The sequence below is a fragment of the Brachybacterium sp. B718/18 genome, from assembly GCF_055454375.1.
In genome coordinates, this window is record NZ_JBVDDO010000006.1 from 92097 (window position 1) to 117483 (window position 25387).

Consider the following 25387-nt stretch of genomic DNA (forward strand, 5'->3'; position numbering starts at 1 on the left):
CTCAGTCGCCGCGCCGCGGGCTGCGGCGCACCAGGAGCACCGCCGCGATGACGCCGAGGCCCGTCGCGAGCAGCACTCCGATCCCCGCGCGCCGCTGATCGGCGAGGGCGTCGGCGAACCAGGTCCGCCCCGTCGCCCCGAACCAGCTCGCGGCCATCAGATGGTCGGTGAGCAGCAGCGTCGTCCCCGCCGCGAGCAGCAGCAGGACGGGTGCCGCGGCGACCGGCAGCCGGGCTCCCCCCGGAGCGGTCGCGCGGACGCAGAGGGCGAGGAGCACGCCGCCGAGCCCGGCGAGCAGCTGCAGCACGAGGTGGGCAGCATGCCCGTCGAGCGCAAGGCGCAGGAACGGGCCCGCGTAGGCGGCGACGAGCAGGGCCACCGGGGCGGCGGCCGCGAGCGCTCCGAGCAGCGGGCGTCGGCCGAGCGTCCGGCGGAGCACCCCGGGCGGTCCCGCGAGGGCCGGGACCGTGCCGAGCAGCACGCCGGTGCCGAGCAGCAGCACGTGCTGCAGCACGTGCGCGGAGACCAGGACCTTGCCGTAGACGCTCAGCGGCCCGCTGGTGAGCAGCACCAGCAGCGCCGCACCGACCAGGAGGCGGCGCGTCGCCGCGCGCGGCCGTGCCGCACTCCCCGGCCACCACCACCACAGCAGCAGGGCGCTGGCGACCATCATCCCGAAGGGATCGGGCCGCCAGGCGGTCAGCACCGCGAGCAGGGTCGGAGCCGGTGGCAGCGGGTATCCGGTGAGCAGACCCGCCGTGCCCTCGGGCGGCACCCCGGCATCGGCCGGCGGCGGGGAGGAGCTCATGGCGGCGGCGAGCGCGACGGCGAGGCCCATGAGGGTCAGCTCGAGCAGGGCCAGCCGCCGATAGGACGTGACGGCCGCGCGGCCCTCCTCCCCCGCGTCGAACCCGGTGGCGAGGGCGCGCCGCTGCAGCCAGCCGAGCCCGCCGAGCAGCAGGAGCAGCAGCATCTTGAGAGCGCCGAGCTGCACATAGGCGCTCGTGAGCAGGTCGCCGGGCCCGTTCATGCGCACCGCGAGGGCCCAGACCCCGCTCAGCGCGAGCATGATCCAGCTGATCAGGGCCAGGTGCGAGTAGCCGCGCACCACCGCGGCGTCGTCCCGCGAGCGCGCCGGCAGCAGCTGCAGCGCGCCGAGCCCGCCGAGCCAGAGGCCGACGGCGAGAAGATGGGCGAGCATGGTCGAGGTCGCGGCCTCGTGGTTCGCGTCCCCCGCGGCGTGCCCCGTCATCGCGGTCGCGAAGGTCGCCAGCAGCAGACCCGCCGCGAGCATCCGGGCGACGCCACGGGAGGTGCCGGTGAGGGCCAGGGTGGTCGCGGCGGCGATGAGCACGAGCGCGGTCACGAGCCAGATGCCGAGCTCGGTGCCGAGATAGACGCCCAGGTCCGAGCCGAAGCGGGGCGAGCCGACCGGCTGCCCGGTCGCGACCGCATAGGACAGCACGAGCGCTGCGGCCCGGCCGAGGGTGGCGACGCCCGCGGCGATCGCGGCGGCGGTGAGCGCCCGGATCCGGTCCTCCCCGTCGCGCAGCAGCCAGCCGGCGACCACCGCGCCGCCGAGGCCGAGGGCGCTCGCGAGATCCGCGATCAGGGCGGCGACGGGCGCGCCATGGCGCGCGATCACCCCGGCGTCGCGGAGGACGAGGTTGCCGCCGGCGGCGGCGTCGGCCGCGAGCACCGCGACCAGAGCCAGCGCGAGCAGCGCGACGACCAGCAGGACCAGGGTCCGCGGGGCCGGTCGTGCGAGGCCGGGAGCGGTCACTGGCCGATCACCAGGCCCACCCAGAGGGCGAGCATGCCCGATCCGACGGACAGCAGCAGGTAGGCGACGGAGATCGTGATCGCACCCCGGCGCGCCAGCTCGACCACGTCCAGCGCCGCGGTGGACAGCGTCGAGAGCCCACCGCAGAAACCGGCCGCGAGCAGCAGGTACAGCAACTCGAGCGAGCCGGTCGCAGATCCCAGGCGGGCGACGATCAGCCCCAGCAGCAGGCAGGCCACGACGTTCGCGGCGAAGGTCGCCCAGTGGGTCGAGCGCGGGGTCGAGCCCCGACGGGCCTGCAGACGCGCGCCGCCCACCCGGATTCCCCAGCGGGCGAGCGATCCGGCCGCCCCGCCGACGGAGACCAGCAGCAGGGCGAGCAGGAGGACGCCGGCGCTCATGCCCCGCCCTCCTCGTCCTCGATCTGCAGGGTCGACCCGCGGCGTCGGGGCCCGCGCAGCGCGGAGGGCTGGGCGAGGCGGCGGCCGCCCACGAGGCCGAGCACCACGAGGCCGAGGCACAGCACCACGGTGAGCAGGGCGTACACGAAGGCGATGAGCGGGAAGCCCGCGCCGATCATCGCCGACCCCTCGAGCACCACGGTGGACATCGTGGTGAACCCCCCGCACAGGCCGGTGCCCAGCAGCGGCAGCATCCAGGGGCGTCCGGGACGGACCTCGAGCACACCGGTGAGGGCGCCGAGACCGAGGCAGCCGATCACGTTGACCCACAGAGTCGCCCAGGGCAGCTCCACCAGGGTGGGGGTGGTGACGGTCGGGGCGAGGACGGTCAGCGCGAAGCGCAGCCCGGCGCCGACCCCGCCGCCCGCGGCCACCAGCAGGGCGGTGCGCAGCGGGGACAGCGGAGGCGCGAGGGGCCCCGAGCCCAAGGTCGTCTCCGGGGCGAGCTCCTCCGCCGTGAGGGCCGCCATCTCCACGGTGTGCATCCGCGGATCATGTCGGCGCGGGGTGCGCGGCGGAGGGACGGGGCTCGAGGTCACCGGGACAGGGTACCGAGGCCCGCCGTGACGCCGCCCTCCGGCCGTGGGCCGCTCATCCCCAGACCAGTCCCAGCGCCGGGTCCTCGAGCACCGCGGAGATGTCCCGCAGCAGCTCGGCGCCGAGCGCCCCGTCGATCAGGCGGTGGTCGAAGCTCAGCGCGAGCTGGGCGACCTTACGGATCTCGATCCGCCCCTCGACCGCCCAGGGCTTGTCCTTGATCGCGCCGACGCCGAGGATCACGGACTCCCCCGGGTTGAGGATCGGGGTGCCCGAGTCGATGCCGAAGACGCCGAAGTTGGTGATCGTGATCGTGCCGTCGCGGGTGTCGGACAGCGAGGTGCGGCCGCCGCGGGCGGTGCGGGCCAGCTCGTCGATCCCCTCGGCGAGCTCGCGCAGCGTCATCAGGTGCGCGTCCTTGAGGTTCGGCACGATGAGCCCGCGCGGGGTCGCCGCGGCGATCCCCAGGTTCACGTAATGCTTGTAGACGATCTCCTGCGCGGCCTCGTCCCAGGAGGCGTTGACCTCGGGGTTGCGGCGGATGGCGACGAGCAGCGCCTTCGCGATCACCGCGAGCGGGCTGATCTTGACGTCCTTCCACTCGCGGGAGGAGCGGAGATCCTCGATGATGCGCACCGTCCGCGTCATGTCGATCTCGTTGAACACGGTGACGTGCGGGGCGGTGAAGGCGGAGGCGACCATCGCCTCGGCGGTGCGCTTGCGGACCGAGCGGATCGGCACCCGGGTGGTGCGCTCGTCGGCCGTGACACCGGCGAACGGCTGGTGGCGGGTGGACTTCATCGCGCCGCCGAGCCCCTCGGGGGCCTGCGGCGACTCCTCGGGGAAGTAGGCGGTCGAGCCCGCGCCGCCGCTCCGGCCCGGCAGCTCCCCCGCCCCGGAGGCTCCCGCGATGGCCCGCTGCTGGGCCGCGAGGACGTCCTCCCGGGTGACGGTGCCGTCGGGCCCGGTCGCGAAGACGTCGGCGAGCGCGACGCCGAGGTCGCGGGCGAGCTTGCGGACGGGCGGCTTGGCGAGGATCCGGTCGATGGGGACCTGCTGCGCCTCGTCGGCGTCCGCGTAGGTCCGCTTGCGGCGGCGCCGCTGCGGCGCGGCGGAGGCGCCGTAGCCGACCAGGGTGCGCGGCTCCTCCTCCGCGGGCGCGGATCCGGCGGCCGGCTCCTGCACTGTCTCTGACTCCGGCTCCGGTGCCGATTCCGCGGTCTGATCCTGCTCGGCCGACGGCGGCTCGGCCGACGGGGCGGGCCCGCCCGCGGTGTCGATCTCCAGCAGCGGGGCGCCGACGGGCACCTCGTCGCCCACGGCGACCAGCACTCGGACGACGGTGCCGGCGACATGGCTGGGCAGCTCGACCGCGCTCTTGGCGGTCTCCACCTCGATCACCGGGTCGTTGATATGGACGGTGTCGCCCACCTGCACCTTGATCTCGAGGATCTCGGCCTCGGTGAGGCCCTCCCCCGGGTCGGTGAGGAGGATCTGCACGATCGCGGAGGAGCTCGGGGCAGGGGTCATGACGGGGATCCTTTCACGCGGCGACGCGCTCAGTGCTGCAGCAGACGGTCCACGCCGTCGAGCACGCGGTCGAGGTCGGGCAGGTAGGCGTGCTCCATGCGCGCCGGCGGATAGGGCAGGTGGTAACCGCCCACCCGCAGCACGGGCGCCTCGAGGTGGTAGAAGCACTCCTCGCTCACGCGGGCCGCGATCTCGCCGCCGAGTCCGCCGAGCACGGGCGCCTCGTGGACGATGAGCATCCTCCCGGTGCGGCGCACCGAGGCGAACAGGGTCGGGTAGTCGACGGGGGCGAGGGAGCGGGCGTCGATCACCTCGAGCTCGACACCGTCCTCGACCGCGGCCTGGGCGGCCTCGAGCACGAGCGGCATGCTCGGGCCCCAGGCGAGGACGGTCGCGTCGGTGCCGGGGCGCACCACCTGCGCCTGCCAGGGGCCGACGGCGGGGCGGGCATCGGTGTCGACGTCGCCCTTGATCCAGTAGCGGCGCTTGGGCTCGAGCAGGATCACCGGGTCCTCGCACTCGATCGCCTGGCGGGTCATCCAGTAGGCGTCCTGGGCGGTCGCCGGGGCGAGGATGCGCAGGCCGGCGGTGTGCGCGAAGTACGCCTCGGGGCTCTCGGAGTGGTGCTCGACCGCGCCGATCCCGCCGCCGTGGGGGATGCGGATGACCATCGGCACGTGGAGGTGGCCGCCGGTGCGGTTGTGCATCTTCGCGACCTGGGTGGTGATCTGGTTGAAGGCGGGGTAGACGAATCCGTCGAACTGGATCTCCACCACCGGCCGGTACCCGCGCACGGCGAGGCCGACGGCGGTGCCGACGATGCCGGCCTCGGCGAGCGGGGTGTCCACGACGCGCTGAGCGCCGAACTCGGCGTGCAGCCCGTCGGTGACGCGGAAGACGCCGCCGAGCACGCCGATGTCCTCGCCCATCAGGAGCACGGAGTCGTCGGCGCGCATCGCGTCGCGGAGGCCCGCGGTGATCGCCTTCGCGATCGGGAGGGTGCTGGTCGTCATCGGGTGGGCTCCTCGTCCTCGAACTGCGAGATGTACTCGAGGTACTGCTGCTTCTCGGCCTCGACGATCGGATGGGGCTCCGCGTAGGCACCGTCGAACATGCCGATCGGGTCCGGGTCCTCCATGGAGTGGATGTGGTGGTGCAGCCGCATGGCGAGGTCGTGGGCCTCGTCGTCGCAGCGTGTCACGAAGGCCTCGTCGATCTCGCCGAGCTGCTCGAGGTGCCGGCGCAGGCGCAGGATCGGGTCCTTCGCCGCCCACTCCTCCTCCTCGGCGGCGGGCCGGTAGCGGGAGGCGTCATCGCTCGTGGTGTGCGCCGCCATGCGGTAGGTGACGGCCTCGAGGAAGACCGGCCCCTGCCCCGCACGGGCCGTGTCCAGCGCGCTGCGCACCGTCGCGAGGACGGCGAGGACGTCGTTGCCGTCCACCCGGGCCGAGGGGATGCCCCAGCCGCGCGAGCGCTGCGCGAGCGGGACGCGGGACTGCACCGCGGTGGGCACGGAGATCGCCCACTGGTTGTTCTGCGTGTAGAAGACGACCGGCGCCTGCACCGAGGCGGCGAAGGTGAAGGACTCCGAGACCTCGCCCTCGCTCGAGGCGCCGTCGCCGAAGAGGGCGAGCACCGCGGTGTCCGCGGTGCGGTCGCCGGTGCCGACGAGGCCGTCGCGCTGCAGTCCCATGGCGTAGCCGACGGCATGCGGGGCCTGGGAGCCGAGCACGATCATGTACGGGTGGGTGCGCAGTTCGTGCGGGTCCCAGCCGCCGTGGCTGACGCCTCGGAAGAGCTCGAGCAGCCGCCACGGCTCGATGCCCCGCGCCCAGGCCACGCCGTGCTCGCGATACGTGGGCACGAGGTAGTCCTGGGTCCTGGCGGCGTGGCCCGCGCCGATCTGTGCGGCCTCCTGGCCGAGCGCGCTCGCCCACAGGCCCAATTGTCCCTGGCGCTGCAGGGAGGTCGCCTCGAGGTCCGCGGCCCGGATCATCACCATGTCGCGGTAGTAGCCGCGCAGGGCCTCGGGGGCGGCGAGTCCCGCCTCCTCGAGCACGGCGTCGAGCTGCTCGTGCGGGGTGCGGGTCCCGTCCGGGGCGAGGAGCTGGAGCATCGGCTCCTGCTCGGGGACGGGAGGGATCGTCGTCGCGAAAACGTTCACGACGGGAGCGTAACCTACGGTGCCGTAGGTGTCACGGAGGGTGCGCTCCGCCCCTCCTCCGCGCCGCGCAGCAGCAGGTCCACGGCCGCACGCATCAGCGGCAGACCGTCGCCGTGGGCGAAGACCAGCAGGCGATGGTCCGGGGCGGCCGCGGGCACCCCGGTGTGGACCACGATCGTGGCGGGCCGTGCTGCGAGCAGAGCGGCGAGCGCCCGCGCCTCCTCGGCGTCGGCGCGGGGCAGCCGGGTCAGCGCGAGCACCTGACCCGGCACCACGAGCGCGGGGAGCGCGGGGAGCGCGGGATCCGAGGGGAGCGCGGGATCCGCGGGGAGGACGGGATCGAGGAGCTGGGCGGGCCAGTCCGGCACGTCCGCGCGGATCCCCCGCTCGCGCAGCGCCGCGACCAGCTGCGGCGGCCGGGAGCTCGCGGCCCGGTGGGCGCCGTGGCGCAGGTCCATCACCGTGACCGGCCCGAGGTCGAGGCGGGCGTGCCCGTGCCGGGAGCGGACCGCGCGGGCCGCGGCCTCCGCTCCGAGACGATCGAGCCGGTCCAGCGCCGCCTCGAGCGGGGGCGCGGGCACGAAGCGGCGCCGTGTGCGCAGGCTGCGGATCCGCTCGCGGGCGCTCGCGGCCCGTCGTCGCAGCTCCTCGGCGTCCAGGCGGCCGGCCTCCCGGGCGGAGCGGATCGCGTCGTGCGCGCGGCGCAGCATCCCCTCGGCGTCGCCGCCGCGCGGCGAGCCGAGGCACAGCAGGTCCGCCCCGGCCTCGAGGGCGCGCACCGCGGCCTCCTGCGGGCCGGGATCCGCGGCGACCGCGGCCATGTCCAGGGCGTCGGTGATCACCAGTCCGCGGAAGACCCCGCCCACGGCCTCGTCGAGCAGCGGCCGCGACCAGGGCGAGATCGATGCGGGGCCCTCGCCCAGTGCGGGCACCAGCACGTGCGCGGTCATCACGGCGTCGAGCCACGGGGCGATGCGCCAGGGCGCGAGATGGTCGCGGGCGAGCTCCGCGGCGGTGAGGTCGATCCGGGGCAGCGCGGTGTGCGAGTCGACCGATGTGGCCCCATGGCCCGGGAAGTGCTTGGCGCAGGTGCCGATCCCGGCATCGATCAGTCCCGTCGCGAAGGCCCGGGCGTGGGCCGCGACGAGGTCGGGCTCCGCCCCGAAGGCGCGGGTGCCGATGACCGGGTTCGCGGGGTCCGTGGAGACGTCGAGCACCGGGGCCAGGTCGAGGTCCAGGTCGCAGGCGGCCAACAGGTCCCCGAGGGCCCGGCCGAGACGACGGGTCAGCTCGGGGTCGTCGATCTCGCCGAGCGCCCAGGCGCTCGGCAGGCTCGACCCGGTCCGGGCCTGGAGCCGGGTGACGTCGCCGCCCTCCTCGTCGATCGCGAGGAGCAGGTCCTCGCGACGGTCGTGGAGGGCGCGGGCGAGGCGGGCCGCGGTCGCCGGGTCGGGGGTGTTCTCGGCGAAGAGCACGACGGCGGCGAGTCCCGCATCGACGGCGCCCATGAACCCGAGAGGCACCGTCGACCTCCCCGCACCGCCGACGCAGTCCCCACCGCCGTCGCCGGGGACGCCCGGGACGGGAGCCATCAGCAGTCCCAGGATGTCCGCGTCCCACCGGTGGCCGGCACCTGCGCGCGGGTCCCCGCCGACCGACGCGTCCAGCCCCGCGACGACCGACGCGTCGTGCCCCGCGTCGACGCCTGCCACGTCCTCGTCCATGCGCCGCCTCCTCCAGGGCCGAGCCTAGTCGTGACGGGTGCTCCGGCGCGGCCCGGGACCCGGCAGGCGGTACCGGGACAAACCGGACGTCGAGGGAGACCGCGGGGTGTCAATAACTAGACTGTCTACATGGCGCACATCCTGGTGGTGGACGATGACCCGGACATCGTGGAACTGGTCTCCCTCAAGCTCCGCGCGTGCGGCCACGAGGTGACGATCGCGGGCAGCGGCGAGGCGGCGCGCGACGTGCTCGCGGCGCGCGGCGACATCGAGCTGGCCGTGGTCGACCACATGATGCCCGGGATGACCGGCGTGGACCTGGTGCGCGCCCTGCGTGCCGAGGGGTCGACCCTGCGAATCCTCATGCTCACCGCCCGCAGCCAGGAGCGGGACCTCGAGAACGGCTTCACCGCCGGGGTCGACGACTACATGACCAAGCCCTTCAGCCCGCGCGAGCTCGCAGCCCGCGTCACCGCGATCCTCGCCCGCCCGTGATCACCCTCGATCCCCGGCTGATCCTCACCGCGCTCGCGGTCCTCTGGGCGGTGATCGTCGTGGCCATCGTCGCCGTGATCCTCCTGCACGGGGTCCGGGTGCTGCTCGCGCGCCGCCGGGATCGCGCGGATGCGCAGGCCCGACCCCTCGTGATCCGCTACGCCCTCGCCGACGACGAGGATGCCGCCGATCCCGCGGAGGTCGCCCTCGCCGAGACCCTGCGCGGGGCCACCGGCCTCCTCGGCGAACGGATCGACGAGCGCCTGCTGTCCGTCCTGGAGACGCTGCGCGGCGACTCCCGGGCGCGGATCGCGGCGATGCTGATCGACCGCGGCCATCCGGCCCGCCTGCGGCGCCGCGCCCGCTCACGACGGACGACCGTGCGCGCGGCGGCAGTCCGCCGCCTCGGCCAACTGGGCCTCCCCTCCGACGAGGAGGCGGTGCGCCGGGCGACCACCGATCCCGCCCCGATCGTGCAGACCGTCGCGGTGCGCGCCCTCGCGGCCTACCCGTCGGCCGCCTCCGTCGAGGCCGTGCTGGATCGGCTGCGCCACCGCGCCGAGGTCCCCTCCCTCGTCGTCGTCACCTCCCTCATCACCCAGGGCGGCACCGACCCGCGGGCCCTCGCGGCGATCCGGCAGGCCCTCAGCGACCCCGCCCCCAGGGTCCGCGCCGCGGCCGCCCAGACTCTCGGTGAGCTCTCGAGCGCCGCGGACACCGCCCGTCTCGGCGCCCTGCTGCGGCAGGACCCGACGCCGGGCGTCCAGCTCGCCGCCGCCACCGCCCTGACCCGCGTGGGGACGGCGGAGTCGGTGCCCGCTCTGCTCGAGGGGACCCGCTCGTCCTGGGGCATGGTGCGCAGCCACGCTCTCGGCGCCCTGCTCGCCCTGCCCCGCGAGGAGTCCGCGGAGGCGCTCGCCGCCGTCGCCGCGAGCGGCGACCCGCTGCTGACCTCCCAGCTCCGCACCGAACTCCCCGGGAGCCGCCCGTGATCCCCTGGCTCGATCTCTCCGACACCTGGGTGCACGACCTCGTGCGCACGGTCCTGATCTGGACCGCGTGGCCGACCCTGCTCTACTTCCTCGCGATCAACGCGATCTACCTCGTCCTGGTCCTCCTGGGCTTCGTCGACACCCGCCGCTCGGCGGCCCGCCGTTCCGTGCTCGACCTCCACGAGACCGCGACCGCCCCGGTCTCGTTGGGGCTGACCATCGTGATGCCCGCCTACAACGAGGCCGCGCTGATCGCGGAGACGGTGCGCTCCTCCCTCGCCCTGGACTACCCCGACCACGAGCTGGTGGTGGTCAACGACGGCTCCAAGGACGACACCCTCGAGGTGCTCCGCTCCACCTTCGACCTGGTGCCGAGCTCCCGCCGCCTCGACCCCGGCCCGAACATCACGCTCCGATCCGAGGTCCGCGGGATCTACGAGGCGCGCGACCGCAGCATCCCGCTGCTGGTGGTGGACACCGCCAACGGCGGGCGCTCCAACGCGGTCAACACCGGGATCGGCCTGGCCGCGAAGGATCTCGTGGTGCTCGTCGACGCCGACTCGGTCATGGATCCCGATGCGCTGCTGCTCGCCGCCCAGCCCTTCCTCGACGATCCGCTGCGCGTGGTCGCGACCGGCGGCAACATCCGCGCGGTCAACGGCAGCCGGGTGGTCTCGGGCCGCGTCACCGAGGAGGGCATGCCCCGCTCGTGGCTCGCCCGCTTCCAGGTCGTCGAGTACCTGCGCGCCTTCTCCCTCGGTCGAGCCGGATGGTCACGCCTGGGCGCGCTGATGCTCATCTCCGGCGCCTTCGGGGTGTACCGCCGGGACGTGCTGCTGAGCGTGGGCGCCCTGGACCCCGACACCATCGGCGAGGACTTCGAGCTGACGCTGAAGATCCACCGCTGGTGCCGCCGTCGGCGCCGGGACTACCGCATGGTCTACGTCTCCGACCCCACCTGCTGGACCGAGGTGCCGGACACCCGCGCCGTGCTGAAGCGGCAGCGCGTGCGCTGGCACCGCGGGCTCTGGGAGGTGCTGTGGGCGTATCGCGGCATGCTGCTGAACCCGCGCTACGGCCGCATCGGCCTGGTCGGCCTGCCCTACTACTGGATCTTCGAGCTGTTCGCTCCGCTGTTCGAGGTGCTCGGCATGTTCGTCATCGTCGCCGCGCTCCTCACCGGGGCGGTGAGCCCGGTGATGACCCTCGCCCTGCTGGGCGTGGCGCTGGGCTGCGGGATCCTGGTCACGGTGCTGTCCGTGCTGCTCGAGGAGGCGTCGGGCCGACGTCGCTCGACCACCCGGCACCTGCTGCTGATGGTCTCCTGCTCGCTGCTGGAGAACCTCGGCTACCGCCAGCTCACCGCCCTCTGGCGGCTGCAGGGCTGGTGGCAGGCGCTGCGCGGGGGCGAGGCGGTGTGGGGCGAGATGACCCGCACCGGCTTCTCCTCCGAGGCCGCGCGCTGAGGTCCCTCAGGTGCGGGCGAGCGGCAGCTCGAACACGACGCTGGTGCCGACCCCGACCTCCGAGGTGATCGTCATGTCGCCGCCGTGGGCGCGCAGGATCCGCCGCGTGATCATCAGCCCCAGACCGTAGCCGGGCACCCCCGCGCCGGTCGCCGTGCGCGCCCGGAAGTAGGGGGTGTACAGGCGGGCGAGATCGTCCGCGTCGATGCCGATGCCCTCGTCGGCCACCGTCAGCCGGGCCCGGCGGTCGTCCCGGGTGAGGGTCACCGTGACCAGCCCGCCCTCGTGCGCGTACTTCACGGCGTTGGAGAGCAGGTTGTCGACCGCCTGGCCGAGCCGCTCCGGGTCGGCGTTGACCAGCTCGACCGGCTCGTCGAGGCCATGGAGCTCCCAGCGCAGGCCGCGCACGGCCGCTCGCGGCCGCATCCCCTCGACCTGGTGGCGCACCAGCTCGTCGAAGGAGGTCACCCGGCGCGGACCGCCCTCGGAGCCGATCCGGTCGCTGCTCACCGAGCGGGCGGTCTCGAGCAGGCCGAGGATCAACTGCTGCAGCCGGACCACGTTGCGGGTGACCACCTCGAGGTGGGAGCGGATCACGGAGGGGTCTCCGCCGCCGGGCCCGTCCAGCTCGTCCTCGACCAGCTCGACGTAGCCGGTGATCGAGGTGAGCGGGGTCTTCAGCTCGTGCGAGACGTTGGCGAGGAACTGCTCCTCCTGGAGCACGGCGCCGAGGGAGAGGGTCACGTCGTGGACGACCAGCAGCATCCGCTGCTCGTCGAGCCGGGTCGAGGAGATCGACAGCGCCGCCCGTCGGTCGCCCTCGAGCGGCACCCACACCGACTCGCCGGTCAGCACCCGCCCACCGAGCGCACGGGCCAGCGGGCCGCGCTCGGGCGGGAGCGGCAGCCTGCCGTTCTCCGAGAACAGCGGCCCGGACAGCAGGGCGGCGACGTCCTGGGACCGGGCCGGGCCCGTGAGCCGGCCCGAGCTCTCGAGCACCGTCCCGTCCTCGAGATCGAGCACGAGGGAGACCGCGCCGAGGGCGGAGGTCACCGACTCGAGGCGACGGGCGTGCTCGTCCAGGCGCATCGTCACCGACACCACCACGATGGTCACGGCGCTCGCGAGGAAGAGCATCGCCGCCCCGCGCAGGAACACGGGGAGCAGCTCGTGGCCCGGCACGATGAACGGCCCGATCGCCATCGACACCGCCGTGATGGAGATGCCGAGGGCGGCGCCGCGCAGGCGGTGCTGCGCCGCGAGCCACACCATCGGCACCGTCATCAGGTACCCCTGGAAGCCGGAGACGTTCACCAGGGACCAGCGGGTCACGGCGAGGATCGCGAGGTCGGCCACGGGCAGGAGCACCACGGCGAGCTCGACGAACCGCGGGATCTCGGTGCGGGACCGGTTCTGCAGCCGCCCGACGAGCAGCCCGGCCAGCAGGGCGAGGGTCAGGGCGTGGATGAGCCCGTGACCCGTCCAGTACAGCCAGCCGATCCCGAGCCTCTGGTCGTCCAGCAGCAGGATGCCGATCAGCAGGCACAGGGACAGCGCGACCTGGCAGACGGCCGCGAGGCCGGGCCGCAGCATGCCTGCGGTGCCGTGGTGCGGCGAGAGAAGGAGGTGCCGGAGCCGATGTCCGCGAGGTCGGGGGGTCACGAGCGCATCGTAGCCGCGCGCCGCCGACTTCGCGGCCCCTGGCTCATCCCTGCTGTGCGGCCTGCTCCGCGGCCTCCTGGGCGGACCAGAGCACCTCGAGGTCGAGCGGCTCCTGGTCCGCATCCAGGTCCTGGACGGGCAGGGGGCAGTCGCCGAGGTCCTGGATGGGCAGGCGCGCGCCGTCGCGGTTCATCGACTGGTGGGCGATGACCCCGGGGAGGGTATACCGGGCGGCCTGCCAGGCGTTGACCATCGGCTGGGCCCCGTCGACGACGGCGCGCGCGAAGTCGTCGACCAGGAAGTGGTGCGCACCCTCATGACCGTTGGGCAGGCCCTGGAACTCCTTCGGCAGCCGCGCCTGGTGGTGGACGGGAGCGGCCCCGGCGACGAAGGCGTCGCGCAGGGCGGGCGAGACGTCGGCCAGGCGGGGGTCGTCCAGGCTCATGGTCGCGCCGGTGCGGATCTGCTCGGTCACGTCGAGCACCCGCTCCTTGTCGTGCCAGTAGGTGACGTCGATGGTCTCCTCGAAGCTGGAGGCCTCGCCGAAGAAGCGGAAACGGCTCTCGCGCTTGTGGGAGGGATAGCCGACGCGACGCAGCTCGTTGGTGCGGAAGGCGCCGCCGTTGTCCATGCCGAAGAGGGCGAAGGCGTTGGAGACGTCGTTGGCGAACATCGACACGTCCTTGTCGAAGACGCCGTCGCCGCGGGTGTCCGGGCGGCCCAGCGCCGAGACGGAGGTGGCGTGGCGCTCGCCGAGAACGCCGAGGATGCCGCCGATCGAGTGGGTCGGGTAGAGCAGGGGCGGGTAGGAAGCGGTGGACTTCCAGGCGTCGCCGCCGGAGTACTTGTAGGCGTCGTAGAAGCCGAGGTCCATGTCGTGGACGTAGTCGCCCTCGGCGTAGAACACCTCGCCGAAGGCACCGCTGCGGTGGATGCGCCGCGCGAGGACGACGGCGGCGTTGTACTGGCTGGTCTCGCCCATCATGTAGACGAGGCCTGTGCGCTGCACCTCCTCGGTGATCTGGCGGATCTCGTCCTCCTCGATGGCCATCGGCACGGCCGAGTAGACGTGCTTGCCGGCGCGGAGGGCGGCCAGGGCGTGCTGGCCGTGGGTCCACCGCTGGGTGAAGATCGCGACCGCGTCGACGTCTGAGGCGAGCAGGTCCTCGAGGGTCTCGAAGCGACCGGCGAAGCGCACGCCCCGCGCCTCGACGGCGTCGATGCGCTCGGGGACGGAGTCGACGGCATAGATCCCGTCGATCTCGGGGTGGGCGGCGAAGAGCTCCGCGAAGTGGGAGCCGAACTGGCCGATGCCGACGATACCGAGGGTGAACGACATATTTCCTCCTTGAAATTATCTACGGGGGGAACGCTACGTCACCGACGGAGAGGGCGGCAAGCCCCGTCCGGCACGATCCTCAGAGGCGGCGCCAGCGGCCGGAGCGCCAGACGTCGCGCCACGGGGGCACCTCGCGGCCCTGGGCGGCCATCCGGCGGCGCAGGGTCCGCCGGGAGACCAGCATGCCCAGCACGCCGATCGCCAGCAGCGGCAGCTGCACGGCGAAGGCCACGCGGAAGGCGTGCAGGTCGTAGTCGCCGTCGGGCCGCATCAGATCGAGCACCACGCCGATCAGCAGGATCGCGAGCAGGCCGCCGATGAACCCGCCCATGATCACCACGCCGGTCGCGGTGCCGAGGCGATGGCGGGCCAGGTCGGTGCGCGGGAAGTCGAAGCCGACGCTGCTCGCGGGACCGCCGATCGAGAAGCCGGCGACGAGCACGATCAGCAGCCACATCGGGGCGGGCCCGGGCCACAGCACGAGGGTGAGCAGCGGCACCACGATCGCCGCGACGATGAGCAGCACGAGGGTGGAACGGCGCAGCGGGTGCCGCTGGGTGAGCGCGCCGATGAGCGGTCCGGCGATCACCGCGACCACGACCAGCACGGTCATCACCGCCGAGGCCGCGGGACGGCTGAGCCCCTCCCCCGCGGTCAGGTACGGGTAGCCCCACATCATCGAGAAGGCGATCCCGGTGAACCCGGCGGTGTAGTGGGTGAAGAAGCCCAGCTGGGTCGAGGGATGTCGCACGATCCGAGCGAGCACCAGCGGGATCCGACGGAAGTCCTGCCGCACCCGCGGACGCGGCATCCCGGGCGGCGCGGCCCGGACCAGCAGCAGGATCATGACCGCCGAGATCGCGCTGAGGCTTGCCGACGCCGAGAAGGCCGCGCCCCAGCCGTGCACCGTCAGCACCGCCACGAAGGGCACCGCGGAGGCGATCTGCCCGACCTGGCCGAGGATGCCGGTCAGCTGGGTCAGCAGCGGCACGCGGGACGCCGGGAACCAGGCGGGGACCAGCCGGATCGCGCTCGAGAAGGTGAGGGCGTCGCCCGCCCCGAGGACGATCCGCGCGATCATCGCCACGCCCACCTCATCGGTCACCGACATCAGCAGTTGCCCCGCCGCCATCAGCACCGCCCCGGCCACCAGGGTGACGCGGGAGCCGTAGCGGTCCAGCAGCACGCCCGCGGGGATCTGGAACATGGCGTAGACCGCCAGCTGCAGCACCACGAAGGTGGAGACGATCGTGGCGGAGGCGCCGAAGCGCTCGGTGGCCTCGAGACCCGCGACCCCCATCGTGGTGCGCTGCAGCACCGCGACCGCATAGGCGGCGAGGGCGGCGATCCAGACGATGCGCGCGCGGGGGCCGTCGAGCACGGGGGTGGCCTGGGGGGCGGCGGTCGGGGTCATCGGGTCCTTCCGGGGGCCGGGACGGGGAGGCGACAGTCGGACCGGACGCCTCGGGCGCCCGTCCCGCAGCGGAGGGGTCCCGACCTCCCCCAGGGTATCCGCGCCGGCGCATGGACGGCAGACGTGCCCGCCCCGGACCTCGTCTACAGTGCGCTCCATGCGCACCGCGACGACGAGCTGGTGGACCGCCTGAGGGCGGTCCCCCACTGTCGCGTGCGCTGACAGGAAGCCGCCCCACACCGGGCGGCTTCTCAGCATTACAGCAACCCTGCAACGGAGCAGCCCGGGTCGGGCCCGAACCCCGGAGGACACCCATGTCGACCCCCACCCCCGTCACCACCGCGTCCCGCGCCCCGCGCACCCTCGCCGAGGCGAGCGGCCTCACCCGCTCCCCGCAGTTCGCGGGGAACACCGGCGGCCGCTTCGGCGCGCACGGCGGAGCGATCCTGCCGCCGCCCCTCGCGGGCCCGATGGCCGAGGTCGCCGCCGCCTACGAGGAGGCCCGCCATGACGAGGCGTTCTTCGCCGAGTACTCCCGGCTGCTGCGCGACTACGTCGGCCGCCCCTCCCCGATCTCCGCGGCGGACCGCCTCTCCGACAGCCTCGGCGGCGCCCGCATCCTGCTCAAGCGGGAGGACCTCAACCACACCGGCGCCCACAAGATCAACCACACGATCGGGGAGGCGCTGCTCGCGAAGCGGATGGGCAAGCGCACCCTGATCGCCGAGACCGGCGCCGGCCAGCACGGCGTCGCCCTCGCGACCGCCGCCGCGCTCGTGGGCCTCGGGTGCGAGATCCACATGGGCGCGGTCGACGTCGCCAAGCAGCGCCCCAACGTGGTGCGGATGCGACTGCTGGGAGCGAAGGTGGTCTCGGTCGAGGTCGGTCAGCGGACCCTCAAGGAGGCCGTGGACTCCGCCTTCGGCGTGTACGCGGCGGACCCCGAGCAGTACCTCTTCGCGATCGGCTCCGTCGTGGGCCCCGCGCCCTTCCCGGACATGGTCCGCGACTTCCAGTCGGTCGTGGGCCGGGAGAGCCGCGCCCAGCTCCTCGAGGACCTGGGCCGGCTGCCCGATGCCGTGATCGCCTCGGTCGGCGGCGGCTCCAACGCGATGGGTGCCTTCACCGCCTATCTCGAGGACGAGGACGTGCGGCTCATCGGCGTCGAACCCGGCGGGACCGGCGACGAGCCCGGCGCCCACGCCGCGACGATGACCTTCGGCACGCCCGGCACCCTGCACGGCATGGACACCCGGGTGCTGCAGGACGCCGACGGACAGCCCGGCGAGGTGCACTCCATCGCCTCAGGCCTCGACTACCCCGGCGTCGGCCCGCAGCACGTGCACCTGCACGAGCTGGGCCGCGTCGAGTACGTGCGCGAGGGCGACGCCGCAGTGCTCGACGCCTTCCAGCGGCTGAGCCGCACCGAAGGGATCATCCCGGCGCTCGAGTCCGCGCACGCCCTCGCCCACGCGATCCGGATCGCCCCGGCCCTCCCCCGCGAGGCGGCGCTGCTGGTGAACCTCTCCGGACGCGGCGACAAGGACATCGACTACGTCGCCGAGAAGATCGGGATGACCGGGGAGGCCGACGAGATCGCACGCTGAGCACGTCCGGTGGAGCCCCCGGTCGCTGCGGTGACCGGGGGAACCCGGCTCAGCCGGCGCGCCACTCCTGCGCGATGGCGAGCAGGCGATCGTTCGCCTCGGGCTCGGCGATCGTGGCGCGCACCCCGTCGGTGCCGTAGGCGCGCAGCACGAGGCCGCGCGCCTCCGCGAACTCGGCGAACTCTCCAGAGCGGTCCCCGAGCGGGAAGTACACGAAATTGCCCTGGCTGGCGGGTAACCCCCAGCCCTGCTCGCGCAGCCCGGCGAGCACTCGGGAGCGCTCGGCGCGCACCGCGGCGGCCCGGGACTCGAGCTCCTCCGCGACGTGCGGCCGCAACGTCGCGAGGGCCGCGGCCTGCGCCGGGGCGGAGGCCCCGAAGGGCACCGTGACCTGGCCGAGGGCGCGGGCCAGGCGCGGGTGCGCGACCGCGTAGCCGATCCGCAGCCCGGCCAGGCCCTGCAGCTTGGAGAAGGTGCGAAGCAGCACCACGTTGCCGTGGCGGCGGAAGATCCCGGCCGTCCCGAGCACGGTGGCGGGGTCGTGGAACTCGCGGTAGGCCTCGTCGATCGCGACGACCACGTCCTCGGGCACGCGGGCGAGGAAGTCCTCGACCTGCTCGGTGCTGAGCGAAGGGCCGGTGGGGTTGTTCGGGGTGCACAGCAGCACGAGGCGGGTGCGCTCGGTGATCGCCGCGGCCATGGCGGGCAGGTCGTGCTCCCCGGTGGGGGTGAGCGGGACGGGCACCGGGGTGCCGCCATGGGAGCCGACCAGGATCGGGTACGCCTCGAAGGAGCGCCAGGCGAAGACGACCTCGTCCCCCTCGCCGACGAGCGCGCGGACCAGGTCGCCCGAGACCGCGACCGAGCCCGTGGACACCGCGATCTGCGTCGGGTCCACGCCGTGCCGCTCGCCGAGAGCGGCGCGCAGCTCCTGCGCGGCGGCGTCCGGGTAGCGGTTCGCGCCCGTCATCGCCGCAGTCGCCGCCTCGAGCACCTCGGGCACCGGCGGCAGGTGCGACTCGTTCGAGGAGACCTTGAAGCGGTGGATCCCGTCGTCGGCGGCGGGTTTCCCGGCGACGTAGGCGGGCAGGGCCTCGAGGGCGGGGCGCAGGCGGAGGCGCTCCTCGGGCTGGTCGAGGCGGGGGGAGGGGTCGGGCATGCCCCCAGGGTAGGACGCACCGGGGTTCTCGTCGCTCGCGCGTCCGCCGGCCAGGGCGACAGCCGGGCACCCCGCCTCTCCCCCGGCCGCCCCCGGGGGTTCTCCCCCGTGCGCTCCCAGTACCGGACGGGGACAATGGGGGCATGCGATTCCTCGGACACATCATCGTCACCGGCCTCGCCCTCTGGGTCACCGCGCTGATCCTGCCCGGCATGCATCTGGGCGACGACAGCGCGCCCGTGCTCACGCAGGTCCTCACCATCGCCGCGATCGCGCTGATCCTCGCGGTGATCGACACCCTTGTGAAGCCGCTGCTCTCCCTCCTCGCCCTCCCCATCACCTGCCTCACGCTGGGGTTGTTCCAGCTGGTGATCAACACGCTCATGCTGCTGCTGGCGAGCTGGGTGTCGGGCCTGATGGGCCTCACCCTGCAGTTCCACAACTTCTGGTGGGCGCTCCTGGCCGGCGTGATCATCGGGGTCCTCTCGGCGATCGTCGAGGGCGTCACGGGCCTCGGCGAGCGCGACCGCGAGCGCGCCTGAGCCCCCACCGCGCCCGCGCGTCGGCCCCCGTCGGCCAGTCACCGCGCCCGCGCGTCGGCCCCGCTCCCGCGGCCGCGCGGGGTTCTGGGAGAATGGCCGTCATGGCTCACTCCTTCGCGGACATCACTCCCCCGATCGCCCTCACCCCGCTCGACGGTCGCTACCGCGCCCAGGCCGCGCCGCTGGTCGACCATCTCTCCGAGGCGGCGCTGAACCGCTGCCGCCTCGTGGTCGAGACCGAGTGGATGATCCACCTGCTCGACGGCGGCGTGATCCCGGGCCTGCGCACCCTGACCGACGAGGAGCGCGCCCTGCTGCGCGCGATCCCGGAGGACTTCGGGGCCGAGGGCATCGCCGAGCACGCCGAGATCGAGCGGGAGACCGTCCACGACGTCAAGGCGATCGAGTACTACATCAAGCGCCGCCTCGCGGGGACCAGCCTCGAGCCGCTCTCCGAGGTCGTGCACATCTACTGCACCAGCGAGGACGTCAACAACCTCTCCTACGCGCTGATGATCCGCGGCGCCGTGCACGAGGTGTGGCTTCCCGCCTTCCAGGCGCTGATCGACGATCTCGAGGCCCTCGCCCGGGACACCGCCGAGGTGCCGATGCTCTCCCGCACCCATGGCCAGCCCGCGACCCCGACCACCCTCGGCAAGGAGATCGCGGTCTTCGCGCACCGCCTGGGCCGCCAGGCCCGGCGCATCCCCGCGAACCAGACCCTCGGCAAGATCAACGGCGCGACCGGCACCTACGCCGCGCACTCCGTCGCCGTCCCGAGCGCGGACTGGGAGGAGGTCGCGCGCACCTTCGTCGAGCACCTCGGCCTGACCTGGAACCCGCTGACCACGCAGATCGAGTCGCACGACTGGCAGGCCGAGGTCTACGCGGACGTCGCCCGCGCCGGGCGGATCATGCACAACCTCGCGACCGACGTATGGACCTACATCTCGCTGGGCTACTTCCGCCAGCGGCTGTCCGCACAAGGCGGCACCGGGTCCTCGACCATGCCGCACAAGGTCAACCCCATCCGCTTCGAGAACGCGGAGGCGAACCTCGAGATCTCCGGGGCGCTGCTGGACGTGCTCGCGCAGACCCTCGTCACCACCCGCCTGCAGCGGGACCTCACCGATTCCTCGAGCCAGCGCAACGTGGGCATGGCCTTCGGCCACTCGCTGCTCGCGATCTCGAACCTGCGCAAGGGCCTCGCCGGTCTCGACGTGGATCCGGAGGCGATGGCCGCGGACCTCGAGGCGAACTGGGAGGTGCTCGGCGAGGCGGTGCAGTCGGTAATGCGCACCCTCGGCGTGCAGGGTGTGCCGGGCCTGGACAACCCCTACGAGCGGCTGAAGGACCTCACCCGCGGTCAGCGCGTGGACGGCGCGGGCATGCGCGCCTTCATCGAGGGACTCGGCCTGCCGGAGGCGGAGCGGGACCGGCTGCTGGCCCTCTCCCCCGCGACCTACACCGGCTACGCCGCACGGCTCGTGGAGCGCCTCGAGGACGGGAAGGCCTGAGCGCCATGTCCGAGGACGTGACGACGACGGGCGCTGCTGCCGCCGAGCACGGCGGGCACCTCGGGCACGGAGACCACGGCACACAGGGCGATCCCGGCTACCGGGAGACCAAGTCGCCGTACCTCCGACGCCTCAAGCTCATCGAGGGGCAGGTCCGCGGGGTGCACCGGATGGTCGAGGAGGACGCGTACTGCATCGACGTGCTCACGCAGATCTCCGCGGTCACCAAGGCCCTGCAGTCGGTCGCGACGGGTCTGGTCGACGACCACATCCATCACTGCGTGCACGATGCCGCCCGCTCCGGCGACTCCGAGGAGCTCGAGCGCAAGATGGACGAGATCATGCAGGCGGTCAAGCGACTGATGAAGTGAGCTGACCGTCAGCCGACAGTCGGCCGACGGTCGGGGACCGAGGGTGCTCCGGGGGGCCGCCCGGAGGCGTCGCCGGATGCTCCGGGCGGCCGCCGCGCGCTCAGCGCGGGCGGACGCTGAGCACGTCGAGGCTCGCCTCGTCGCCCAGGCGGAGGGCGAGGCCGACGGTCGCGGCGACCGTCGAGGGGGCGACGTAGTCCTGCTCGCGGTACTCGCCCTGCTCGAAGTCCCGCAGCTCGCGCTGCATGTCGGTCGCGACGCGCCCCGGATGGACCGAGGTCACGCGCACCCCCGCGGCCCGCTCCTCCTCGCGCAGCGCATCGGTGAGGGCGCGCAGCGCGAACTTCGACGCGGCATAGGCGCCGCCGCCGGCCCTGGCGGTGAAGCCGTTGCCGGAGTTGATCGTCACGACGGTGCCGCGCGCGGTGCGCAGAGCGGGCAGCAGCAGCCTGGTGAGCGCGGCGACGGCGGTCACGTTGATCGCGAAGGAGCGCTCCCAGGCGGCGGGCTCGAGATCCTCGAGCCTCCCGCTGACCAGCACCCCGGCGGAGTGGACGACCCCGTCGATCCCGTGGGGCAGGCCGAGGGCATCCACTGCCGCGGCGATCTGCTCGGCGTCGGTGAGCTCGGCGACGAAGGGCTCGGCCGAGGGCAGCTCGGCGACCACGGCGGCGACCGCCTCGGCATCGCGACCTCCCACGATCAGGTGGTGATCCGCGGCGAGCTCCTCGAGGATCGCGCGGCCGATGCCCCGCGTCGCCCCGGTGACGAGGACGGTCGGACGGCGCGCGGCGCCAGCGACGTCGGAGGCGGGGGACGACGGGGCAAGGAAGGGATCGGTCATGGGGCCGAGTCTGGCACGGGACGCCGAGCGCGCCGCCCGGCACCTCGGGCGGTGAGAGCATGTCGCATGTCGAGAGGAGGACGCTGATGCAGCCGTTCACCCCGAGCCGCGCCTGGCTGCGGGCCGAGGTGCTGGTCGTGCTGGGTCTGTCGCTCGGCCGCAGCGCGGTCTACTCGCTGATCGCCCTCGCCCAGGCCCTCGCCGCCGGCCCGCTCTCTGCGCAGTCCACCTCGCTGAACACCTCCCAGGACACGGATCCGTGGATGGATCTGCTGCGCCAGCTGCTCTCGATCACCTTCACCCTGGTGCCGGTGGCCCTCGTGATCCTGCTCCTCGCCGTCACCGCCGGAAGCATCGCCCAGGCCCTCGGGGACCTCGGCCTCGAGCGTCGCCGCCTGGGCCGAGACCTCTGGCAGGGTCTCGCCCTCGCCGCGGCCATCGGTGCGCCCGGGCTCGCCGTCTACCTGCTGGGCCGCGCCGTGGGCCTCACCGTCGAGGTGGTGCCCGCCGCGCTCGGCGAGCACTGGTGGACCGTGCCCGTGCTCATCCTGCACGCCGTGAAGAACGCGCTGCTCGAGGAGGTGATCGTGGTGGGCTATCTGATCCAGCGGCTCGAACGGCTCGGCTGGAGCAGTCGACGTGCCGTGATCGCCTCCGCGATCGTGCGCGGCGCGTACCACACCTATCAGGGGGTCGGCCCGGGCCTCGCGAACCTGGTCATGGGGCTGGTGTTCGGCGAGTGGTTCCGACGCACCCGGCGCACCGGCCCGCTGATCGTGGCTCACGCCCTCATCGACGTGGTCGCCTTCGTCGGCTACGCGCTGGCGAAGGACCTGCTGCCACTGTGAGCGCGCCCGTCGAGGCAGGAGCTGCCGGGGTGGGACTCCAAAGGGCTCCGGCTCAGAGCACGAAGGGCTCGGACTCGCCGTCGGAGACCATCGGCAGACCGGACTCGAACCACTGGTCCATGCCGCCGGCGACGTTGATCGCGTCGTAGCCGTTGGCGTTCAGCCACTGCGACACCTGGAAGCTGCGACCGCCGCTACGGCAGACGATGTAGAGGTCGCCGTCCTCCGGGAGCTCGTCGAGCTTCTCCAGCAGGCTGCTGGCGGCGAGGTGGCGAGCGGCCGGCGCATGGCCCGCATCCCACTCGGACTGCTCACGCACGTCGATCAGGTGGGCGCCCTCGGGCACCTCGGTCGGGGCCACGTTCCGCAGTTCCGTCATGCCTCCACCCTACTGGCCGCGCTCCGCTGGAGGGACAGCGGGCGGGTGATCGGAGTCGTGGTAGCTTACTGGCGCGTAGCGTTCCACTACGGTCATATATCCGTAGCCCGACGCCACGCGCCAGTAACCGACAGGTTCCCCCGCTCCCTCCACCCTCCGCCGCGGATCAGGCGCCCCGCAGCGCGAACCGGCGCACCAGCGGGGAGCCGACCAGCACCGCCGCGATCACCAGCGCGTACGCCCCGAGGACGCTCACGATGTACTGGAGCGCGACCAGCGGATCCTGCGGGGCGCCGCCCAGCACCGCCATCACCACCAGCAGCGCGGTGAAGGTGGCGAGGACGGAGCTGAGCAGTACCGGGAGCACGATCTCCGCGATCCGCGACCGGTGCAGCTGTCCCACCTGTGCACCGGCGACGTGCTGGGAGCGCAGCAGCGGGGCATGATCGATGACCCGGGCGGTCTGGGTGACGCCGGTGCTCACCGCGGCGAGCACGGCCGCGATCCCGAGCGTCAGCAGTCCACCGGTGGACATGGCCGTCGCCATCATCAGGTCCTCTTCGGCATGGAACCCGTCGCCGCGGGTCATCAGCGAGATCACGGTGAGGAAGCCCGCGATCACCAGCGCGAAGGTGATCCCGGAGACGGCCCGCCACCCGGCCTTCGGGTCCGCGGCGAGCCGCCGCGCCCCGACCAGCAGCGAGGGAGTCGGCGCGAGGCGCGCCACCAGCAGCGCCACGAGCCACACCAGATAGGGACCCACGAGGTTGACCCCCGCGACCACGGCGCCGATGAAAGCGACCATCACCGCGATGACCACCGCCTCGCCGGCGATCGGGCCCAGCACCATCGAGCCGATCTGCGCGAAGACCAGGAAGCCGACGACCAGCGTCGCCCAGATCGCCAGGCGCACCACCGACATCCGCACCGTGCGGGAGTTCCGCGCGACGCCGAGGGGGCTGAGCACCACCCCGGTGAGGGACACAGTGGCGGAGCCCGCCGCGAGGAGCACCATCCCGATCACGAGCAGCGGGTAGGCCCACCAGGGCATGAGCAGATCCGCAGTGGTGAAGGGAGTGATCCCGAAGTCGAGAGCGGTCAGCGGCGGCGTCGCGACCAGGTGGAGCACCACGCCGAGCAGTCCGCCGAGCAGCGCCTGCGCGGCGACGTCGAGGACCGCGACGGCGCCGACCTGGGTCGCTGTGCCGCCCACGAGGCGGATCGCGGCGAGGTCCTGCTCGCGGCGGGCGAGCGAGAGCCGTGCCGCGGAGCCGCCGAGGCCGACGGCGCTCGGGATCAGCAGCACGGAGGCGACCATCGCGCAGGTGACAAGGAAGGGGATGACGGAGGCCTCGCCCGTGTGGACGACCTCGCCCCCGTCGGGGAGCCGGCCGACGAAGGCGGCCGCCCCGCCGAGCACGGTCAGGGTGATGCCGGTCGCGGCGGCGAAGGCGATGACGGGCAGCAGGTCGGCGAGCGCGCCGCGGCGGCGCAGCAGCAGCGGGCCGGAGGCGAGCAGGGCGCTCATCGGGCCGCACCGTCGATCGCGGGCTCCGGGCGCACGAACTCCCGGGCGATGCGCCCGTCGCGCATCGCGACCGTCCGACGGCAGGCCGCGGCGACCTGGGCGTCGTGCGTGACCATGACCAGGCTCGCCCCGGTCTCCGCGCAGGAGTCGACGAGGGTGCGCAGCACCGACTGCCCCGTCTCCTGGTCCAGTGCCCCCGTCGGCTCGTCGGCGAAGACCACCGCCGGCCGGCCGGCGAGCGCTCGCGCGACCGCGACGCGCTGGGCCTGGCCGCCGGAGAGCTGGGTGGGCCGCCGCTCGTGCATCCCGGCGAGTCCCAGACGGTCCAGCCAGGCGCGCGCCTCCGCGGTCGCGGCGCGGCGCGAGGTGCCGCCCAGCATGCGCGGCAGGATGACGTTCTCGAGCGCGGTGAGCTCGGGCAGCAGCTGACCGTCCTGGAAGACGAAGCCGAACTGGCTGCGGCGCAGGAGCGTGCGCCGGGAGTCGCCGAGCCCCGCGAGGTCCTGGCCGTCCAGGTGCACGGTCCCGGCGGTCGGGGCGAGGATGCCGGCGAGGACGTGCAGCAGGGTGGTCTTGCCGCAGCCGGAGGGGCCCATCACGGCGAGGGAGTCGGCCCGGGCGACGTCGAGGTCGACGCCGTCGAGGGCGCGGGTCGCGGCCGAATCGCGGCCGTAGGTGCGGGCCAGGCCGCGCGCCGCGAGGATCGGGGTGGGGTGGGCGGCGGCCAGGGGGTCGCCGACGGCGTGGAGAGCGGGGGGTGAGACGTTCATGGCTCCACGATCCGTCGCGGCCCCTCCCCCGCGCGTCAGCCCGCGGAGCGGTTCCGCGTCTGCGAGGTCAGACCGTGGGATGACGTGTCCGTGCGACCACCGGCCGGGCATGGGGCAGAGACGACGGAGCGCCGGGCCCGGGCTCGTTGCCCGTGACCCGGCGCTCCGGGGAGTCCGACCTCGCCAGTTCGTCGATCAGGCCCTGCCGGACAGCTGATCTCCTCCCGGCTCGTTCCTCGCCAGTTCGTCGATCAG

At 73.6% G+C, this 25387-nt stretch carries 23 protein-coding genes; 8 read left to right on the top strand and 15 right to left on the bottom strand.

Annotated features, from left to right (window positions below):
• Window position 1 precedes the first annotated feature (1 nt).
• The 7 genes from ACZCAH_RS10850 to ACZCAH_RS10880 all read right to left on the bottom strand — a co-directional run bounded on the left by ACZCAH_RS10850 (window position 2) and on the right by ACZCAH_RS10880 (window position 8199).
• Window positions 2-1783: a copper resistance D family protein gene (locus ACZCAH_RS10850; protein WP_464341090.1), complete on the bottom strand. Its 1782-nt coding sequence runs from the start codon at window positions 1781-1783 to the stop codon at window positions 2-4.
• Complete coding sequence (locus ACZCAH_RS10855) at window positions 1780-2184, bottom strand: fluoride efflux transporter FluC (protein ID WP_464341091.1); 405 nt, start codon at window positions 2182-2184, stop codon at window positions 1780-1782. The genes ACZCAH_RS10850 and ACZCAH_RS10855 overlap by 4 nt, the downstream gene beginning before the upstream one ends.
• Window positions 2181-2783, bottom strand: a complete 603-nt coding sequence (locus ACZCAH_RS10860; RefSeq protein ID WP_464341092.1) for a FluC/FEX family fluoride channel — start codon at window positions 2781-2783, stop codon at window positions 2181-2183. Before ACZCAH_RS10860 ends, ACZCAH_RS10855 begins: the two co-directional genes overlap by 4 nt.
• Window positions 2784-2835: 52 nt before the next feature.
• Window positions 2836-4311 (bottom strand): dihydrolipoamide acetyltransferase family protein, encoded by a 1476-nt coding sequence (locus tag ACZCAH_RS10865; protein ID WP_464341093.1) that lies wholly within the window; start codon window positions 4309-4311, stop codon window positions 2836-2838.
• Window positions 4312-4340: 29 nt separating this feature from the next.
• Window positions 4341-5324, bottom strand: a complete 984-nt coding sequence (locus ACZCAH_RS10870; RefSeq protein ID WP_464341094.1) for an alpha-ketoacid dehydrogenase subunit beta — start codon at window positions 5322-5324, stop codon at window positions 4341-4343.
• Window positions 5321-6427: a thiamine pyrophosphate-dependent enzyme gene (locus tag ACZCAH_RS10875; protein ID WP_464341199.1), complete on the bottom strand. Its 1107-nt coding sequence runs from the start codon at window positions 6425-6427 to the stop codon at window positions 5321-5323. Before ACZCAH_RS10875 ends, ACZCAH_RS10870 begins: the two co-directional genes overlap by 4 nt.
• A 62-nt stretch (window positions 6428-6489) precedes the next feature.
• Complete coding sequence (locus tag ACZCAH_RS10880; RefSeq protein ID WP_464341095.1) at window positions 6490-8199, bottom strand: glycoside hydrolase family 3 N-terminal domain-containing protein; 1710 nt, start codon at window positions 8197-8199, stop codon at window positions 6490-6492.
• Between the two features lie 129 nt (window positions 8200-8328).
• On the opposite strand from ACZCAH_RS10880, the gene ACZCAH_RS10885 reads away from it, so the two are divergent.
• Genes ACZCAH_RS10885 through ACZCAH_RS10895 form a run of 3 tightly spaced genes read left to right on the top strand, consistent with a single transcriptional unit; the run spans window position 8329 to window position 11152 of the window.
• Entirely contained in the window at window positions 8329-8694 is a 366-nt protein-coding gene (locus ACZCAH_RS10885) for a response regulator transcription factor (RefSeq protein WP_464341096.1), read from the top strand.
• Complete coding sequence (locus tag ACZCAH_RS10890) at window positions 8691-9686, top strand: HEAT repeat domain-containing protein (protein ID WP_464341097.1); 996 nt, start codon at window positions 8691-8693, stop codon at window positions 9684-9686. Before ACZCAH_RS10885 ends, ACZCAH_RS10890 begins: the two co-directional genes overlap by 4 nt.
• Entirely contained in the window at window positions 9683-11152 is a 1470-nt protein-coding gene (locus ACZCAH_RS10895) for a glycosyltransferase family 2 protein (RefSeq protein WP_464341098.1), read from the top strand. The genes ACZCAH_RS10890 and ACZCAH_RS10895 overlap by 4 nt, the downstream gene beginning before the upstream one ends.
• 6 nt (window positions 11153-11158) lie before the next feature.
• Here ACZCAH_RS10895 and ACZCAH_RS10900 read toward each other — a convergent pair whose 3' ends face one another.
• From ACZCAH_RS10900 to ACZCAH_RS10910, 3 genes are all read right to left on the bottom strand, one after another.
• On the bottom strand, window positions 11159-12814 hold the full coding sequence (locus tag ACZCAH_RS10900) for a sensor histidine kinase (protein ID WP_464341099.1): 1656 nt from the start codon (window positions 12812-12814) through the stop codon (window positions 11159-11161).
• A 43-nt stretch (window positions 12815-12857) separates the two neighbouring features.
• Window positions 12858-14153 (bottom strand): Gfo/Idh/MocA family protein, encoded by a 1296-nt coding sequence (locus tag ACZCAH_RS10905; protein ID WP_464341100.1) that lies wholly within the window; start codon window positions 14151-14153, stop codon window positions 12858-12860.
• Window positions 14154-14232: 79 nt separating this feature from the next.
• A complete protein-coding gene (locus ACZCAH_RS10910; RefSeq protein WP_464341101.1) occupies window positions 14233-15567 on the bottom strand; it encodes an MFS transporter in 1335 nt (444 codons plus the stop codon).
• 314 nt (window positions 15568-15881) lie between these two features.
• Between ACZCAH_RS10910 and trpB the strand changes: the two genes are divergently transcribed.
• Window positions 15882-17174 carry a tryptophan synthase subunit beta gene (trpB, locus tag ACZCAH_RS10915; protein ID WP_464341102.1) on the top strand — a complete coding sequence of 431 codons (1293 nt, stop codon included), beginning with the start codon at window positions 15882-15884 and terminating at the stop codon, window positions 17172-17174.
• 49 nt (window positions 17175-17223) lie between these two features.
• On the opposite strand, the gene ACZCAH_RS10920 is transcribed toward trpB, so the two are convergent.
• On the bottom strand, window positions 17224-18333 hold the full coding sequence (locus tag ACZCAH_RS10920) for a histidinol-phosphate transaminase (protein WP_464341103.1): 1110 nt from the start codon (window positions 18331-18333) through the stop codon (window positions 17224-17226).
• Window positions 18334-18476: 143 nt separating this feature from the next.
• Here ACZCAH_RS10920 and ACZCAH_RS10925 point away from each other — a divergent pair, with 143 nt between their 5' ends.
• The 3 genes from ACZCAH_RS10925 (at window position 18477) to ACZCAH_RS10935 (ending at window position 20763) form a co-directional block, all read left to right on the top strand.
• Window positions 18477-18875: a phage holin family protein gene (locus ACZCAH_RS10925; protein ID WP_464341104.1), complete on the top strand. Its 399-nt coding sequence runs from the start codon at window positions 18477-18479 to the stop codon at window positions 18873-18875.
• Window positions 18876-18976: 101 nt separating this feature from the next.
• Entirely contained in the window at window positions 18977-20392 is a 1416-nt protein-coding gene (gene purB / locus ACZCAH_RS10930; RefSeq protein WP_464341105.1) for an adenylosuccinate lyase, read from the top strand.
• Window positions 20393-20397: 5 nt separating this feature from the next.
• Window positions 20398-20763: a metal-sensitive transcriptional regulator gene (locus tag ACZCAH_RS10935; protein ID WP_464341106.1), complete on the top strand. Its 366-nt coding sequence runs from the start codon at window positions 20398-20400 to the stop codon at window positions 20761-20763.
• A gap of 100 nt (window positions 20764-20863) precedes the next feature.
• Here ACZCAH_RS10935 and ACZCAH_RS10940 read toward each other — a convergent pair whose 3' ends face one another.
• Window positions 20864-21607, bottom strand: a complete 744-nt coding sequence (locus tag ACZCAH_RS10940) for an SDR family oxidoreductase (RefSeq protein WP_464341107.1) — start codon at window positions 21605-21607, stop codon at window positions 20864-20866.
• Window positions 21608-21693: 86 nt separating this feature from the next.
• Between ACZCAH_RS10940 and ACZCAH_RS10945 the strand changes: the two genes are divergently transcribed.
• Window positions 21694-22455, top strand: coding sequence for a CPBP family intramembrane glutamic endopeptidase (locus tag ACZCAH_RS10945; protein WP_464341108.1), 762 nt, complete (start codon window positions 21694-21696; stop codon window positions 22453-22455).
• Window positions 22456-22507: 52 nt separating this feature from the next.
• On the opposite strand, the gene ACZCAH_RS10950 is transcribed toward ACZCAH_RS10945, so the two are convergent.
• The 3 genes from ACZCAH_RS10950 to ACZCAH_RS10960 form a co-directional block, all read right to left on the bottom strand.
• Window positions 22508-22834, bottom strand: coding sequence for a rhodanese-like domain-containing protein (locus ACZCAH_RS10950; RefSeq protein WP_464341109.1), 327 nt, complete (start codon window positions 22832-22834; stop codon window positions 22508-22510).
• Between the two features lie 166 nt (window positions 22835-23000).
• On the bottom strand, window positions 23001-24362 hold the full coding sequence (locus ACZCAH_RS10955; protein ID WP_464341110.1) for an FtsX-like permease family protein: 1362 nt from the start codon (window positions 24360-24362) through the stop codon (window positions 23001-23003).
• Window positions 24359-25132, bottom strand: a complete 774-nt coding sequence (locus tag ACZCAH_RS10960) for an ABC transporter ATP-binding protein (protein ID WP_464341111.1) — start codon at window positions 25130-25132, stop codon at window positions 24359-24361. The genes ACZCAH_RS10955 and ACZCAH_RS10960 overlap by 4 nt, the downstream gene beginning before the upstream one ends.
• Window positions 25133-25387 lie beyond the last annotated feature (255 nt).

What these genes read in the sequence shown, in the direction of transcription:
- ACZCAH_RS10855 (WP_464341091.1), bottom strand. Translation starts at nt 2,184, where the DNA reads ATGAGCGCCGGCGTCCTCCTGCTCGCCCTGCTGCTGGTCTCCGTCGGC.
- ACZCAH_RS10865 (WP_464341093.1), bottom strand. Translation starts at nt 4,311, where the DNA reads ATGACCCCTGCCCCGAGCTCCTCCGCGATCGTGCAGATCCTCCTCACC.
- ACZCAH_RS10870 (WP_464341094.1), bottom strand. Translation starts at nt 5,324, where the DNA reads ATGACGACCAGCACCCTCCCGATCGCGAAGGCGATCACCGCGGGCCTC.
- ACZCAH_RS10875 (WP_464341199.1), bottom strand. Translation starts at nt 6,427, where the DNA reads ATGCTCCAGCTCCTCGCCCCGGACGGGACCCGCACCCCGCACGAGCAG.
- ACZCAH_RS10880 (WP_464341095.1), bottom strand. Translation starts at nt 8,199, where the DNA reads ATGGACGAGGACGTGGCAGGCGTCGACGCGGGGCACGACGCGTCGGTC.
- ACZCAH_RS10885 (WP_464341096.1), top strand. Translation starts at nt 8,329, where the DNA reads ATGGCGCACATCCTGGTGGTGGACGATGACCCGGACATCGTGGAACTG.
- ACZCAH_RS10905 (WP_464341100.1), bottom strand. Translation starts at nt 14,153, where the DNA reads ATGTCGTTCACCCTCGGTATCGTCGGCATCGGCCAGTTCGGCTCCCAC.
- ACZCAH_RS10910 (WP_464341101.1), bottom strand. Translation starts at nt 15,567, where the DNA reads ATGACCCCGACCGCCGCCCCCCAGGCCACCCCCGTGCTCGACGGCCCC.
- trpB (WP_464341102.1), top strand. Translation starts at nt 15,882, where the DNA reads ATGTCGACCCCCACCCCCGTCACCACCGCGTCCCGCGCCCCGCGCACC.
- ACZCAH_RS10920 (WP_464341103.1), bottom strand. Translation starts at nt 18,333, where the DNA reads ATGCCCGACCCCTCCCCCCGCCTCGACCAGCCCGAGGAGCGCCTCCGC.
- ACZCAH_RS10925 (WP_464341104.1), top strand. Translation starts at nt 18,477, where the DNA reads ATGCGATTCCTCGGACACATCATCGTCACCGGCCTCGCCCTCTGGGTC.
- purB (WP_464341105.1), top strand. Translation starts at nt 18,977, where the DNA reads ATGGCTCACTCCTTCGCGGACATCACTCCCCCGATCGCCCTCACCCCG.
- ACZCAH_RS10935 (WP_464341106.1), top strand. Translation starts at nt 20,398, where the DNA reads ATGTCCGAGGACGTGACGACGACGGGCGCTGCTGCCGCCGAGCACGGC.
- ACZCAH_RS10940 (WP_464341107.1), bottom strand. Translation starts at nt 21,607, where the DNA reads ATGACCGATCCCTTCCTTGCCCCGTCGTCCCCCGCCTCCGACGTCGCT.
- ACZCAH_RS10945 (WP_464341108.1), top strand. Translation starts at nt 21,694, where the DNA reads ATGCAGCCGTTCACCCCGAGCCGCGCCTGGCTGCGGGCCGAGGTGCTG.
- ACZCAH_RS10950 (WP_464341109.1), bottom strand. Translation starts at nt 22,834, where the DNA reads ATGACGGAACTGCGGAACGTGGCCCCGACCGAGGTGCCCGAGGGCGCC.
- ACZCAH_RS10955 (WP_464341110.1), bottom strand. Translation starts at nt 24,362, where the DNA reads ATGAGCGCCCTGCTCGCCTCCGGCCCGCTGCTGCTGCGCCGCCGCGGC.
- ACZCAH_RS10960 (WP_464341111.1), bottom strand. Translation starts at nt 25,132, where the DNA reads ATGAACGTCTCACCCCCCGCTCTCCACGCCGTCGGCGACCCCCTGGCC.